Annotated in this window: 14 protein-coding genes; 3 read left to right on the plus strand and 11 right to left on the minus strand. The window is 44.4% G+C overall.

Features of this window, described 5'->3' with window-relative positions; translation table 11 throughout:
• Positions 1–69: 69 nt before the first annotated feature.
• On the minus strand, positions 70–1,530 hold the full coding sequence (locus HW560_RS24300; RefSeq protein WP_373565013.1) for an alpha-L-fucosidase: 1,461 nt from the start codon (positions 1,528–1,530) through the stop codon (positions 70–72).
• 130 nt (positions 1,531–1,660) lie between these two features.
• On the opposite strand from HW560_RS24300, the gene HW560_RS24305 reads away from it, so the two are divergent.
• Entirely contained in the window at positions 1,661–2,485 is an 825-nt protein-coding gene (locus HW560_RS24305; RefSeq protein WP_090897341.1) for an AraC family transcriptional regulator, read from the plus strand.
• A 69-nt stretch (positions 2,486–2,554) separates the two neighbouring features.
• Here HW560_RS24305 and HW560_RS24310 read toward each other — a convergent pair whose 3' ends face one another.
• Positions 2,555–3,625, minus strand: a complete 1,071-nt coding sequence (locus HW560_RS24310; RefSeq protein WP_090897338.1) for a glycosyltransferase WbsX family protein — start codon at positions 3,623–3,625, stop codon at positions 2,555–2,557.
• Positions 3,626–3,653: 28 nt separating this feature from the next.
• Positions 3,654–4,763: a glycosyltransferase family protein gene (locus tag HW560_RS24315; RefSeq protein WP_090897335.1), complete on the minus strand. Its 1,110-nt coding sequence runs from the start codon at positions 4,761–4,763 to the stop codon at positions 3,654–3,656.
• 222 nt (positions 4,764–4,985) lie between these two features.
• Between HW560_RS24315 and HW560_RS24320 the strand changes: the two genes are divergently transcribed.
• The gene (locus tag HW560_RS24320; RefSeq protein ID WP_090897333.1) at positions 4,986–5,384 is read left to right on the plus strand and encodes a hypothetical protein; all 399 of its coding nucleotides are present in this window, start codon (positions 4,986–4,988) and stop codon (positions 5,382–5,384) included.
• 301 nt (positions 5,385–5,685) lie between these two features.
• Here HW560_RS24320 and HW560_RS24325 read toward each other — a convergent pair whose 3' ends face one another.
• From HW560_RS24325 to HW560_RS24350, 6 genes are all read right to left on the minus strand, one after another.
• Positions 5,686–7,035, minus strand: a complete 1,350-nt coding sequence (locus tag HW560_RS24325) for a glycoside hydrolase family 30 protein (protein WP_179264971.1) — start codon at positions 7,033–7,035, stop codon at positions 5,686–5,688.
• Positions 7,036–7,057: 22 nt separating this feature from the next.
• Positions 7,058–8,701, minus strand: coding sequence for a type 2 periplasmic-binding domain-containing protein (locus HW560_RS24330; protein ID WP_179264972.1), 1,644 nt, complete (start codon positions 8,699–8,701; stop codon positions 7,058–7,060).
• 70 nt (positions 8,702–8,771) lie between these two features.
• Positions 8,772–9,659 carry a carbohydrate ABC transporter permease gene (locus HW560_RS24335; protein WP_090897325.1) on the minus strand — a complete coding sequence of 296 codons (888 nt, stop codon included), beginning with the start codon at positions 9,657–9,659 and terminating at the stop codon, positions 8,772–8,774.
• Between the two features lie 15 nt (positions 9,660–9,674).
• Positions 9,675–10,667 carry an ABC transporter permease gene (locus HW560_RS24340; protein ID WP_179264973.1) on the minus strand — a complete coding sequence of 331 codons (993 nt, stop codon included), beginning with the start codon at positions 10,665–10,667 and terminating at the stop codon, positions 9,675–9,677.
• A 117-nt stretch (positions 10,668–10,784) separates the two neighbouring features.
• Positions 10,785–11,807: a LacI family DNA-binding transcriptional regulator gene (locus HW560_RS24345; protein WP_111618905.1), complete on the minus strand. Its 1,023-nt coding sequence runs from the start codon at positions 11,805–11,807 to the stop codon at positions 10,785–10,787.
• A gap of 187 nt (positions 11,808–11,994) precedes the next feature.
• On the minus strand, positions 11,995–12,348 hold the full coding sequence (locus HW560_RS24350; protein ID WP_090897318.1) for a thioredoxin family protein: 354 nt from the start codon (positions 12,346–12,348) through the stop codon (positions 11,995–11,997).
• 165 nt (positions 12,349–12,513) lie between these two features.
• Here HW560_RS24350 and HW560_RS24355 point away from each other — a divergent pair, with 165 nt between their 5' ends.
• Positions 12,514–12,651 carry a hypothetical protein gene (locus HW560_RS24355; protein WP_177185693.1) on the plus strand — a complete coding sequence of 46 codons (138 nt, stop codon included), beginning with the start codon at positions 12,514–12,516 and terminating at the stop codon, positions 12,649–12,651.
• A gap of 115 nt (positions 12,652–12,766) precedes the next feature.
• On the opposite strand, the gene HW560_RS24360 is transcribed toward HW560_RS24355, so the two are convergent.
• Positions 12,767–13,060 carry a DUF3817 domain-containing protein gene (locus HW560_RS24360; protein ID WP_090897315.1) on the minus strand — a complete coding sequence of 98 codons (294 nt, stop codon included), beginning with the start codon at positions 13,058–13,060 and terminating at the stop codon, positions 12,767–12,769.
• Between the two features lie 176 nt (positions 13,061–13,236).
• Positions 13,237–14,445: a macrolide family glycosyltransferase gene (locus HW560_RS24365; protein WP_179264974.1), complete on the minus strand. Its 1,209-nt coding sequence runs from the start codon at positions 14,443–14,445 to the stop codon at positions 13,237–13,239.
• Positions 14,446–14,496 lie beyond the last annotated feature (51 nt).

The following is a 14,496-nucleotide window of genomic DNA, read 5'->3' on the forward strand; positions in this document are numbered from 1 at the left end:
GAATCGCACAAGGAATAGGGCTATAACCAGTACATATCGCTGCTGGTTATAGCCCTTTGATCTTTTCTCTTAATCCAGCTCTATTTTAAATACAACGGGTGAGCCGCTATGCACGTTCCTTGTCGTGATCGTCAAGGACTCTTCCGTTCTGCTCCATTCCGGTTGTTCCTCGAAGCCCAATACCTGAATGTCCCTAATCAGTCCATGGAAATGATGAGAGTTTTCCTTCAACGAACGGATATGAACAATCCCGTTCTCCGGGTAGGCCATAACCGTGGCATAAAGGCAGCTTTCTTTTACAGTGAAACGAATGTCCTCACTTGTAAAGATCTTGGTCTCGCCATCTGTAAATTGTCCTTCCTTCACCTCGGTCGGCCCTTCCCCATACGTTCGCCAGAACGTCGTGTCATAGATCGCCTCGCCATTCACTTTCAGCCATTGACCTATGGCAAGCAAAATATCTCTGTCTTCATCCGGGATGCTGCCATCTGCTTTTGGACCGATATTCAGCAGCAGGCTGCCATTTTTACTCACGATATCGACGAGATCCCTAATAATCTCATCCGCTGTTTTATAGTTGTTGTTTTCTGTATAACACCAGGAATTTTTGGCGACAGCCGTATCCGTTTGCCAGAAATACGGTTTCAGATCGGCGAATTGTCCACGCTCCACATCGGGAACGGCACAGCCGAGCATAAAGGCATCATGTTTATAGTTAATCGCTACCGGAATGCCCCACTCTTCACCTTTGTTATAGTAGTAGGCGCTGAACTTTTTCAAGTAAGGTTTGAACGCTGCCGTCTGGATCCACCAGTCAAAATAAAAAACGCTCGGCTGGTATTGATCCACCAGTTCACAGCAACGAATCAGCCAATCTTCCAGATATTCATCCGTTGGAGGTGAGCCGTATATGTCCTGATGATCCGGTTCTGGCATGGCAGGCCAGTAGAAATCACCGCGTTTGAGCGGCTCCTTAACATCTGAATCAAATTTTTTTCCATGGGACATGAAAAACCAATGTTCAGCACGGTGTGACGAGACACACAAGGTAAGTCCCTGCTTCTCATACGCGACCTTCATCTCACCCAGCAAATCCCGTTTGGGTCCCATTTCATATGTGTTATAGTGAGAGATGGAGCTTTTGTACATTTGAAAGCCATCATGGTGCTCCGCAACAGGCATCACATATCGGGCTCCTGCTTGCTTGAAAAGTGTTGCCCACTCGTCTGCGTCAAACTTCTCGGCGCGGAACATCGGAATGAAATCCTTATAGCCAAACGCCTTGGGATGACCATAGACAGCAAGGTGATGCTCATACGCTTTGGAGCCCTCGATATACATATTTCGTGAATACCATTCACTGTCATAAGCAGGGATCGAGTAAAGACCCCAATGTATGAAAATACCGAACTTGGCGTTCTTGTACCACTCGGGAACCTCGAATGCGCTAAGTGAATTCCAGTTGTCCTTATACTTACCTTCGGCAATCGTTTTGTCGATCTGCTGCAAATATTCATTTTTGTCCAGCATTGTTCTCATTCGGTTCTCATCCCTTCCGTTATCGGCTGCACTTGTATTGTAGTAGCTGATTGAACAGATAAACATGCAGAACATTAACTTTTGCTTGGACAATACTAACCTTGTAGGGGAGATGAGGATCATGAATCATCAGACACTGCTCACAAACTACCTGTCCAATCTGCAAATTGAATTGTTCATGGTCAACTTCAATCGCTGCGATACGGATTGGCGGGACATCGATTACACACCCGATTACAGCAAATTTTATTTGATCTGTGAGGGCGAGGGCTGGCTCAAGATCGGCGATCAGGAGTATTATCCTGCACCGGGACAGCTTTTTTTGATGCCGGAAGGGGTCACGCAGTCTTATTCTGCCATCAGTGATCGTCCTTTTCTCAAGTACTGGTGTCATTTCAGCGCGAAGGTTGGAGGCATCAACCTATTTCAAATTTTGAACTTCCCCCACTTCTGTTCATCGGATCGGCCCGAGCTGATACAGGAAATATTCAACAGCATTCTTGATTACGCCCGATCCGGTGAAGTCTATGCGCATATGATGGCAAAAAGCAAATTAATAGAGTTGTTGTCCCACTACATTATGCATGTGGATCAGGAACAGATTAGTTATATCAATGTGCCTGTTGTGGAGAAAATATCTGCGATACTGGCCTATATTGATTCCAATATTGAAGAAAATATTTCTGTCCGGGATCTGGCTCAGATTGCATACATGCATCCCAATTATTTCATTCGTTTCTTCAAACAGCACATCGGTGTTCCACCCATGCACTACATTGCCAGCAAAAAAATGGAAAAGGCAAAAGAACTACTGACCTGTACGCCAAAAACAATTACTGCCATTGCAGAGCACCTTGGGTTTAGTGACTTATATTACTTCTCCAGGCAATTTAAAAAGCATACTGGTCTTAATCCAACGGAGTACCGCAAACAAATCATGGTCTGAACATCGACAAAGATGACATCATTTCACTTGCCCAAAAGCAAATGGAGCCCCACACAGGGAACTCCATTGTCATATCTTGCTGCGCTTGCCCGCTTCTTGCTCAACCACTCTTTTGACCTCTCTCAAGTAGGCGTACCCATAATCGTCATCGGGTTCAAGGTACGCCCCTTCCGCCCACTCATTCCATGCGTTGACAAACAGGAAGCCACTGCTGTTCAATTCCCTGGCTCTCGTTATCTGTCGCGATAAATACAAGCCGAATTTTTCAGGAGTTGACCCTACTGTACTTTGTCCATCAATCGATCGGCGCGGTGTATTGTCCCAATTCACAAATGCACCAGGATATACGACTTCCCCGTTTCGGTGAGGTGTTCTTTCGAGAATGGATGACCACACTTTATCGTAGTTCACCACAATGTGCTTCTGCCCCTGGATGTCCAGTTCAATCCAGATTCCATTCATATGACCATGTGCAAACGTATAGTGGGGCTCAAATTCCATGCTTGCGTCAAAGACAGGTTGATTAAAGGTAGGAAATCCACCGATCGTCTGCACAAAATGAATACCCTCCAGCCCGTGTTCTATCGCAAGCCTACGCCAATAATGAATCATTTCCTGACATCGAGGTATGCTTGCAGGCCGATAAATCAGAAATAGCGGTTTTCCCTCTACACGAATGTATCGTTTGTCCTTAAACGCTCTGATTAGATAGTCGAAATGTTGTTTCCAGTCACTCTCTTCCCCGTAGTCCTGAGAAATAAGAATATCCGATTCGCGTCCATCCCATTTGCGTGTCCACGTTTCATTAGCCCATGACAAACAAAAAGGGAAATCCGGTTCCCCACTTTCCAAAATCTCATCAAACGGCTTTTCAAGCAATCGTTTTCCTTTAAACCAGTAGTGATAATAACAGAATCCGTATATTCCGTACTTTTTGGCCGTGTCAGCCTGCCATTTGCGTACTTTGGGGTCCGTTAAATCATAGTAGTTCTGATGCAATGGCTTTTTGGGTTGCAGATGGCCTGGATAAAGGGGGATTGTTTTTTTTACATTGGTCCATTCTGTAAACCCGTCCCCCCACCACATGTCATTCTCCACAATCCGATGAAATTGAGGTAAGTGTAATGCAATAAGCTTCAAGCAGGACTCCTCCAATTAACAGACATATTCATTGGAAAATAATATCCATAAGCTGCAAACTTTTATGAAGATAGGATTGATTGTACTTCATATAAGAAAGTGCCCTGGAGGCAGCTAATCTTCGTTGATCCACATGGTCCCAATAATGTCCAAGCTTCTGTACAAGCTCTTCAAATGTTGCATAGCGTTGGAAATCATCCGTGTTCAAAGGGCCGCTTGAAGAAGCCGAAATAAGTTGAAATGTACCGCACGCAGCTGCTTCCATGATATGTCTAACGGAAGAGTTGTCCTGAACAACAATTTTGGTGCCGTTGTATAACTTTTCCGGAATTTCATGAGGTTGCACGGGCACAAATGCACCGAATCTCTCCCACCCCTGTCCTTCAACTCGCACTCTTTTATCCGATAACCACGCATGAGTGGCAAGAGCAAACAGGCAGCTGCCTGGGTGTGCATCCCCAATGATATAAACATCGGATTCATATTCTCTTCCCACCACCTGTGGACAGAACACAGCGGGATTCGGTGGAAAAGGTATGGCATGGCATGAGACATTCCCCATATGCTGATCCGAGGGAATCTGGGTCGAATGCTGTGTAAACACATAATCAAAAAAAGGGATGATTGATTCCATCTGTTTTACATCCGACTGGTCCGACAACCAAATCGCCTTTTTGGCAGATGATGTCCTCAACGCCTCCAAATTCTGATTCGACAGAGCATCTTCTCCATCCAGTACCAGAATCAAATCCAAATCCTGCCCCGCCGTATGATCTGCCAACGACTGAATCGTTTTGATTTCATTAACATATTGAACCAAATGCCTCAAGCTCTGTTCAATCAGAATAGAGTTCGCAGAACCTTTTCGTTCTATTGAAGGAGTAATCAGGAGGACCTTCAGCTGTTTATACTGAACACGGGGAGAATCCGAAATATTCCCATTGTCTTCACTAGCCATGGACTGTTCCTTACCGTCCTGAATCATTTTCATAAGATGCTGTTGCAGATCCGATTGCTGTAACACCAGATGACGCCGGATTGATTTGAGTTTTCGGTTCAATGTTGCGTTCATTTGTCTGAGGTATACCTGATTGGGATGCTGGACAGGACGCCGACTCTTTGGGGACTTGGCTGGCATACGCCTCCTTTTTTTGATGACCATACCCTCCAATCACGAAGCGGATTAACTCTCATTGCCTACAATATGCATTTGTCTTTGGCTAGGTTTCTATTGCCTCATTTTTAGGTGTATAACTATTCAAAGATGGGCTTCACCCGTGTCTTTAAATGTGCCACAACCCCGTGTCCATCCGGTTCTTGTCCTCATAAAATATATCAAACCAGATAGGAGTTGATATGATTGCCAACATTCGATAGCATTCTTGTCACGGGAAATCAAACCATTAATCAGGATTTGCAGGTAAACGGTAATGTAACCATTGGCTTGGATCTGCAGGTGAATGGAGAACAGACGGTTGCTGGCAGCTTGCAGATTAACGACAGCTCCTCCATTACAAATAATCTGGGTGTCGGTGGGGTTATCGAGGCAGGAGACAGTGTAAAAGCAACAACTCAGCTCATGGCGATGAATCAGCCGACTCATCCAGTTGCCTTGCCACTCATCCAGCAGCTATTATATTATAATCCCGGTGTACTTAATCAGCCGGGTCTAGTATTAACAGGCACCAGCGGGAATAAGTATGTTCTGTTTATTGATGAGAGCGGAGGAACACCAAATCTAGCGATTCAACGCGTGTAGGTTTCGCACGTAATATAGGCCGTAGTATAAAGGGGATGTCCCAAAAGTCATGAATATGACGATGGACATCCCCTTGTTATCGTTATTTTGTTTTAACGAATCTGGTACACGCTATTTGCTTCTATTAGCCTAGGTCTGTGATCTAACGAATTACAGAGACGTTATTTCGTTAATGGGGCCAATTTTTAAGGTTATAACCCCGTTTTGTAACGGAATAACGTCACTGAGGTTCGTTAAAATGTGCATTCCTTGAAAATTCGCCGTTTAAGGTGTAGTAGGTTCGTTGGCACCTTAAGACGACTTATTCAGGGTTGATCAAAATGGACAAGGCCCCTTTGGATTCCAATTGCAGGTGTAAAAGCTCATCATTGCGAAGGTTCACCTGCACATTTCCGGTTTGCTCTCCATCATTGAATAGAACGACGGCAATCGAACCATCCGTATTTTTGAAGGCAACCGAACGGATGGATGCCTCATTGGAGGAAGAGTCAATCCGCACAGCCTTTGGACGAATCAATGCACTGAAATGAGCCAGGGCATAATAGTCCAGTGTATAGGTAAGCTCTTTTGTTTGCTGGTTAACCTTCACAATGCCGCGGCATGTACTTTTCCCGAAGCCAGGAACGGTAGGACCGTTGTTCTCATCCAGTGCCATATTCCAGAGCACAAAAGATTTGCTGTAATTGCGAAGAATCTCAATACCTGTTCTGATCACATTGGAGAAAGCCTGCTCGAATGGAGGAATCCATTCCCCGCCTGATCCTTCAGTGAAGTGGACCTCTTTACCAGCAAAGGCTTCATACACCTTAGTTTGTGCCGAGGCCTCGCCCCCATACCAGTGCCACGCGACTCCATCTACCTCTTCTGCCGCCTCATCAAGTACTGTCAGCGGATAATCCGGACGATCCCAGTTGTGATCATAACAGAGGATTTTGGTTTGGATGTCGTTGCGGACCAAAGCCGGCTTGAGATGATTTTTGATAAAGTCTGCTTGGGCTTCAGCTGGCATCAACATGCCGGGATAATGTCCTGGTTCATAAAGTGCCTCATTCTGTGGTGTTACTGCATGGATAGGCAATCCATGGGATGCGTAGGCTTGAATATATTTCACAAAATAGTCGGCATATGCCGGATACCACTCATGTTTCAATTGACCTGTAATCATGGAGCCGCTAGTTTTCATCCAGCCCGGGGCGCTCCAAGGAGAAGCGAACAGCTTCAATTCAGGATTCAGCTCCAAAGCCTTTTGAGTCAAAGGAATAACATCCGCTTCATCGTGTGCAATGCTGAACCCGGATAATCCCGGGTCCGTTTGATTTTCTGGCAGATCATTATAGCTGTATACGGTTCTGGCATAGTCGGAAGCTCCCATCGGATTGCGGATGACCGACAATCCAATGCCTTCCTCGGGATGGAACAACCGGGTCATGACTTCAGCTCTCTGCTCTTCGCTTAATATCTGGTTGATCAGATAGGCAGATGAGTCCGTAAAAGAAGCCCCAAATCCATCCATTTCCTGATACGTTTGCTGATCATCCAGAAGGATGGTTGTAGTCTCCTTGCCGGAGTCCTGCGGTTTTAATTGATCCTGGGAGACGGATACAAACAATGCATCTTCTCCCGTGGATTTGTACATTTTCAATTTCGTCATATGCTTTCCCTCCATATTCCTCTTATTGGATACCCAATTTCTCTTTATTTTGCTTCATTTTCTCACTACGGACCTTCACGATGTCATCCCAACGGTTTTCACCTAAAAATGAATTGTAAGCAGCGAGTGCATTGTCAAAAGAGGCATCATCTTTGGCACGCACCATGCTTACCAGTGTTGAATTCCACTTGGCGTTGATCGCTGACAACGCACGTGCTTCAGGTGTTCCTTGATTCGGACTAATATTCTCCAGAATAAAGTGTGGTTTCAGTTTGCCTTTGCCCCACTCTTGCATTTGTTTAATCGCTTCCGGGAATGCATCCGCACTCAGTGCTTTGTGACGGTCATGACCAAAGAACATGAATTCGCCCATCCGGTATTCCTTCTTGAATTTGTCCGCATTGTGCAGCTGCAGATCCTTCACAGCTGGCAGCAGCTCAACCGTACCGTCTGCATTCTTTTCATACGTCTCGCCTTCAATACCATAGTTCATCAGAAGCTGACCTTCTTCACTCAGCAGATACGTAAAGATTTGAATGGCTTTAGCTGGATCTTTGGCGTCTTTGGAGATGAAGTTGATCATCCAGCCTGTAATGCCGGATTGATTGAGTGTTGGTGCATTACCCTTAGTGCTTTGCGGTCCATCAACGGCTACATACTCTTTGCCTTCATTGGCACTCAGATAAATTTGCAGATTTCCACCCTGTTGAGGTGTGCCATCCAGCAGCATCGTTGCATATTTTCCAGATTTCACTTTTTCCTCAAAAGCCGTACCATCATCAGCAAAGCTGTCATCACTGATATTTCCGTCTCTGTATACCTTATTTAAAGTCTTCAGCCATGTAAGATAATCTTCATCCTGATTGCGATCATAGAATTCTCCATTTTCAGTTTCAAGCGGCACACCAATGAAGTCTTGCAACGTATCTCCGAGTGAACCTGTTCCTTCCCCGATTGAGTTAAAACCAAATGGAATCAGCGTTGGGAACTTTTCTTTGATCTGTTTCATCACATTTTCGAATTCCTCTGGCGTTCCCATGACAGGGCTTCCCAAAGCTTCGTACACGTCTTTACGGATGATAAAGGCCGTTTTGGCCGGGATGTTGCCACTATCATAATCGGCCTGAGTATTGGAGTAGTTCGGATAGCCATAGGTCTTGCCATCAGCCAGCTGGAACCAGTTCAGGGTATCCGCAGCTGCGACTTTATTGAAGTATGGATCATATTTCTCCGCAAGATCATTCAGCGGCAGAGCCCAGGTTGCAGCTTTTTGCACTACAGGAGAGTTGGAGTCAAACACGGTCAGCAGGTCAGGCATGTCGCCACCGGCAAAGAATGTATTCAATTTCGTGTCATCACCAGTAATGAATTTGATATTGATGTTCAGATCTTCCTTGATCTTTTTGGTCACAATGTCTTTGCCGAAATCCGTGTTCCACCAGTCCGCATTAACATACCAGGTAAGGTCCGTGACTTCTTCCTTTTTATCGAGCTGCCACGCTGGTTTTTCCGGATCGACTGTATAGCGGTCTTCAATGGAAACCCAGTTGCCTTCGCTTGAACCCCCTGAACCACCACTGCAGCCTGTAATCATAATCACCGCTGTCAGCAATGCCGCGCACAGTTTAACGCCTTTTTGGCCTGCTGCCTTATTCATCTTGAACATATTGTTTCCTCCTTAAGGTTAGGTGAGAAATATTGAATAGAGCGAACTTTCGAACAAGCTTGGATTTCTTTTACTCCTTGACTGCACCGAGCATCATACCCGAGATAAAGTATCTTTGAAGGACGGGATAGATCAGTACAATCGGCAGCGTGGTAATAACAATCGTGGCCAGCTGCACCCCTTTCGTCGTTGTTTCGATGACTGCCGAGCCGCCCACATTTTGCATGGATTGTGTTTGGGATTGAACAATAATCTCGTACAGCATCATCTGAAGTGGATACAGCGACTGATCGGTAATGTACAACTTGGTTGTCATAAAGTCATTCCATTGCCCCACCCCATTGAACAATGCAATGGTTGCCATCGCTGGCATGGACAGCGGAATGAAGATTTTGAGGAAAATATGCCAGTCTCCTGCACCATCGATTTTGGCAGACTCCTCCAGGGAATCCGGTACATTCCGGAAGAAATTCATCAGAATGACGACATCATAGAAGCTGAACAATGCCGGAATAATGTACACCCAGAAGCTGTTGAGCAAGCCGAGTGATTTGATCAATAAGTACGTTGGGATCATTCCGCCTGAGAAGAACATCGTGATAACCCCCATGGCAACGTACAGTTTACGGCCACGTATGTACTTTTTGCTCAGACCGTAGCCGACCATGGCACAGAAGAACACGTGTGTAACAACTCCGATTGTTGTTTTGGACACGGAGATGAAGAACGCCTGCCAGATGCTCGAATCGTTGAACACGGCTCTATAGTTCTCCAGCGAGAACTCCGGTGACCAGAAGATGAACCCGCCTTCCGCCAAAGCCTTGCCCGAGCTAAAAGAAGAGATGATGACATTCCAGAGCGGAACCACAATAACGACAGTACAAATAACGAGTAAAATAATATTTAAGGTATCAAAGATCCGACTATCGAGATCTTCTTTAGCCACCTTTCCATTCACACGGGATGCCTCCTTCTACAGCACAGATTGATTATCGTTTAATTTGCTTGTAATTTTGTTCGCGGTGACCAGCAGAATAACGGACACGATCGAGACGCCCAGACCAACCGCGGTAGCATACGAAAAGTCACCCTGTGACATCCCCATACGGTATACATACGAATTGATAACTTCTGCCTTATCACGGTTTTGCGAGTTCATCAGAACGAGTGTCTGGTCCAGATTGGAACCAAGTAAACCGCTTACAGTAAGAATCAGATTAAGGCTGATGATCGACTTCATGTTAGGCAATGTGATATTCCAGATTTGTCTGAGACGGCTTGCACCATCAATTTTGGCTGCTTCGTAATACGTAGGATCAATTTTCGACATAATCGCCAAATACAGAATCGTTCCCCATCCGGCCTCTTTCCAAATATCGGATAAAACTGCAATCCACCAATACTTGCCTGCATCCAGCAAAATGTTCTGCGGTTGCGAGATCAGTCCCAAGCTGAGTAACAGCTGATTAAATAATCCCGTTGTTGAAAACCAGGTGATCAGCATACCGCCCAATACAATCCAGGACAGAAAGTGAGGCAGATATGAAATCGTTTGCACGAACTTTTTGAAGCGTCCGCTGTTCAGTTCATAGATCATGATCGCCAGGATAATAGGAATAACGAACCCGATACCCAATTTCAAAAAGCTGATCCCCAGCGTATTCACTACAGCATCCCAGAAGTATTTGTCGGACATAATGATTCTGAAATTTTCCAAACCGACCCACGGTGCGCTAGACAACGTATCAATGACGGTGTAATTTTTGAATGCAATCGTCAATCCGTATATGGGAATGTAACAAAAAATAATCATAAAAATGATGCCGGGTATAATCATCGATTGAATTTCCCATTGTCTTCGATAATCGATGACAAACTCTTTTACTTTTTGTCCAATTGTCTTCCTTCCCCCCGGTCCTACAGGCTTTTTACCGGTGGACGACGTCTCTACGGCTAATTTACTCACGCTCTTTTGCTCCCCTCCAACTTAAGCATTCCATCATAAAAACGTTTTTATTTTCCGACAAAAAAACCCCCTAATCTCAAATCTATAATTAAAAAAGACCGGAAATGATTGAATCACCTATGTTGAAAAATCACTCCGGTCCATCTTCACATGACTTGAACCCCGTATGATCAGTTCACCCGCCAGTTTCTGTGAAACCCCATGTTCCTTCTTCTTGATCATGCGAACCAGGTGATTGACCGCCAGGATACCCTGCCTTGCAATCTGGTTTCTTACCGTACTTAATGGCGGGGAAAAATATTGGGCAATATCAATATCATCGAAGCCTACTACACTTACATCCTGAGGAACTTCGAAGCCATGAGACTTCAGGGCATGAATGCAGCCGATTGCGCTTACATCGTTTCCTGCAAGAAAAGCATCAGGCAGCTTGGAAGGATGCAGATGAAGAAAAGATTTTACCGCACTATAGGTGCCCTCTTCCTCAAAATATCCCTGTAAGATGTAATCATCATCCATTGGAAGCTGGTACTCACGCAAAGCGGCCAGATAACCATCTCTACGCTGATTACTGTCAAACATGGTGTCCACGCCGGATATGTAGGCAATTTTCTTGTGTCCCAGTCCAATTAAATATTTGGTCGCTTCGTAACCCGCTACATAGGAGTCAAAAATGACGCTTCCCATCGTATCGCTCTGATAGACCCGATCCAGAAATACAGCCTTGATCTTGTCTTTCTCCATAGCGATAATATCCTGCTCATCAATCCGCAGTTCTTCGTAGATGATGACACCATCCACACGTCGACCCAGAATATTACTCATAATGACCTGCTTATCCTTGGTCACAAACACATTGAGCCCGTAACCCAGACGATCGCATTCGCGAGACATGGATTCAACCAGCTTATAAAAATACGGACCCGACACACTTGTGGTGAAAAAGCCCAGCATCTTGGTTTGCCCGGATTTTAGCAGCTTGCCGTTCAGGTTGGGAACGTAGTTTAAACGCTCAGCAACCTTCAGGACATGTGATTTGGTCTCTGGGTTTAAGACATCCACGCCGTTCAAGGCGTTGGAAACCGTAGAAATGGATACCCCGGCTTCCCGTGCAACATCTTTAATTGTAATCTTTCCCATAATTTTTTGGTCCTTTGCTATAAAAACGTTTTTATATATTTTAAATTAGCATAAAACCGTTTTCAATACAACACTTTTTCTTTTAATTATTTTTCACATTCTTTTGCTATGATCATGGCATGGCTGCTTAGCACTGTCGTTAGAGACAGATATGTAAAAAAGCAGCTCCTCTGTGAGCTGCCGATAATCATGCTTCTTGTTCCCCATTCTGCGTGTACATATGATAAATTTGTTGTACCTGCTCTTCCAATCGATGCAAGCGAACAAAACGATCAGCTCGAATATATTCCTTCTGCTCCACCAACATAATCATCGTGGGAACTGTGAAAATAAGAAACCTGGACGCCACCTCTTCCACTTGGTTGGCATTGATGTGGGCCAGATACACCATCGGATAAGGTTCAAGTAACTCCCTAATCTTGGGAAGTAAAGCATGACATACACTGCACTCTGGCCTTGATACATACAAAAAGACCAATTCATATTGTTGAATCATCTCTTCGATCATTTCTATGGATGTTATGTCATTAAGCTCTCTCATAAGGATCATCCCTTTCGGTCAGTTGACAGCTAGAGTTAAACCCTAGTTTATCACGAATGTCTAACTGTACAAATCTCGCGCTCGCCTAAACTTTTCTTTTCAAACACAGCCTGTTTGCATTAAAATATAGTTGGAAGATCATCCCATATGAAAAGAGGTTATTGTATGAAAAAATCATTTCTTTTTCTGCTTACTGCCCTCATTGCTGTTATCTCCTTCTCCGCGTATGCACCTGCATCTGATGCCTCTGGTAATATTGGAGTTAGCCTGCTATCGGATCGTGAAACAGGCACCGTAAAATAACGCGTTCACACTCTTTCCAAGAAAAGAATTTGCACAGAAACGAGCAGGCGACCCGTTCGGATAACATCCGGAGTTGGTCGCCTGCTGTCATTGTCATTGTTCTTTTCTGCAACCCTTACTTCCAGTCTCTCTTGCGAAGATAGGACTCGAATACAAAAGTTCCAAAAGGCAATAAACCTGCTACCAAGCCCATGAACCAGCGTGAAGCTTTCCACTTCTTCACAACAGCCAAATGTACAAGCGTGATCAGATATAGTGGAAAAAGAATACCGTGAATCATACCCATAATCGCTACCGGGGAAGACATATCGGCAAAATATTTTAGCGGCATGGCTACAAAAATCAACAGCAGTAAGGATACACCTTCCCATATGCCTGCAATTCTGAATCGACCTGTGACCGTCTTCATCCTGTTCAATCTCACCTTTCCAGCGGATAGTATGTGAATTATGTAACTTGTTACAAGATGTTTCAACTTGAAGCCACATCATCTGTACTAATGCAGCTTCATTTGAAACGTCTTGTTCAGTATACCGCATGGTTCTGGTTCGGAAATGCTTCAATTTTGAATAATTAATGACTGAACTATCCGTGCAGGTGATGTTGAGTTTTAAATTCGAAAATCGCATCAACAGCATAATGATATCCGCCTGATTTTCGAAAGGATTCCCTCAGATTCGCAGCAGCTCTCTCAAAAGAAGGAACCTTCAACACATGATCTACCGTTTCATGGAGCTGATTGGCAGTCAAGGTTTGCATTTGTAAGCTGATGCCTGCTCCCCTGCTAACAACCTGCTCAGCGATGATCGGCTGGTCCGCGCTCTGAGGGAGTACAATGAGGGGAACCCCGTAATATAAACCTTCATTGGTACTGTTCATCCCGCCATGTGTGATAAATAATTTTGCGGACTGCAATACATCCATTTGTGGAACATAACGTTTAACGATAAAATTTTCCGGAATTGTTCCCAGTGCCGTAATTTGTGTTCTATCCCCTACAGACATGACAATTGTATGCTCGGTATTCCCCAATGCTTCCATGCAAAGCTTATAGAAATCAAGAGCCTGGTTAAAAATTGTACCCAGTGAAATGTAAATAGGTCTTTTCCCTTTAATTGCTTCCATGTCGAAGTCTTCATGCGTTAATCTGAAAAAAATAGACGGTCCTACGAATTTATAGGTATGGTCGAATGCATCTCCATAAGGCTGGAATTCCCTTGTTGTATATACGATGGTAAGCGGTGCGGGATTGCAAAACACTTCGTAGGGAGAAGCAATCTCTACATCATATTTTTCTTGTAACCTGCTCGTCAGACTATGGAATGTATCGTTTATAGGTTGAGCGATTTCGGCAGGAACATTTAAGAAAAAGTGTTGCATCAAATGATTGAATGATTCTTCGGTCTGCGCAAAAGAAGTGCATGAATTAATTGCAGGCAGCTTCAGTATTTGCGCAAGCAAACGTCCGCAGCCAAACATGGAATCATGGACGATGTAATCAAATTGTTCACCCTTAATCTGTTCAAGGACACTCGGAATGACGATATCTGCCGTAAGCAAAAGACCGTTGACTCGTTCAAGCAAATAATCTCTGCCACCTGAGATAAAAGCTTTAATAAATTTTTGACCGTCAAAGGTTCGGACTACAGCCCCTGTCTTTTCCATACGTTCCCGATACGCTTCTATAGTGAAGTACACAACCTCTTCCCCTCGTGAAATAAGTTCTTGTACCACACCAATCGTTGGATTGACATGTCCCTCTGATCCACCGTTAATAAATAAAACACGTGCCATAATTATCCCTCCTTTGTTATACTACGTGCTTCAAATGGTGTAAGAATTTTC

This window comes from Paenibacillus sp. E222 (assembly GCF_013401555.1).
Taxonomy (GTDB): domain Bacteria; phylum Bacillota; class Bacilli; order Paenibacillales; family Paenibacillaceae; genus Paenibacillus.

Coding starts and splice junctions, on each gene's coding strand:
- HW560_RS24360 (WP_090897315.1), bottom strand. CDS start 13,060: ATGAAGACGGTCACAGGTCGATTCAGAATTGCAGGCATATGGGAAGGT.
- HW560_RS24315 (WP_090897335.1), bottom strand. CDS start 4,763: ATGCCAGCCAAGTCCCCAAAGAGTCGGCGTCCTGTCCAGCATCCCAAT.
- HW560_RS24365 (WP_179264974.1), bottom strand. CDS start 14,445: ATGGCACGTGTTTTATTTATTAACGGTGGATCAGAGGGACATGTCAAT.
- HW560_RS24330 (WP_179264972.1), bottom strand. CDS start 8,701: ATGTTCAAGATGAATAAGGCAGCAGGCCAAAAAGGCGTTAAACTGTGC.
- HW560_RS24355 (WP_177185693.1), top strand. CDS start 12,514: ATGAAAAAATCATTTCTTTTTCTGCTTACTGCCCTCATTGCTGTTATC.
- HW560_RS24325 (WP_179264971.1), bottom strand. CDS start 7,035: ATGACGAAATTGAAAATGTACAAATCCACGGGAGAAGATGCATTGTTT.
- HW560_RS24350 (WP_090897318.1), bottom strand. CDS start 12,348: ATGAGAGAGCTTAATGACATAACATCCATAGAAATGATCGAAGAGATG.
- HW560_RS24300 (WP_373565013.1), bottom strand. CDS start 1,530: ATGCTGGACAAAAATGAATATTTGCAGCAGATCGACAAAACGATTGCC.
- HW560_RS24345 (WP_111618905.1), bottom strand. CDS start 11,807: ATGGGAAAGATTACAATTAAAGATGTTGCACGGGAAGCCGGGGTATCC.
- HW560_RS24305 (WP_090897341.1), top strand. CDS start 1,661: ATGAATCATCAGACACTGCTCACAAACTACCTGTCCAATCTGCAAATT.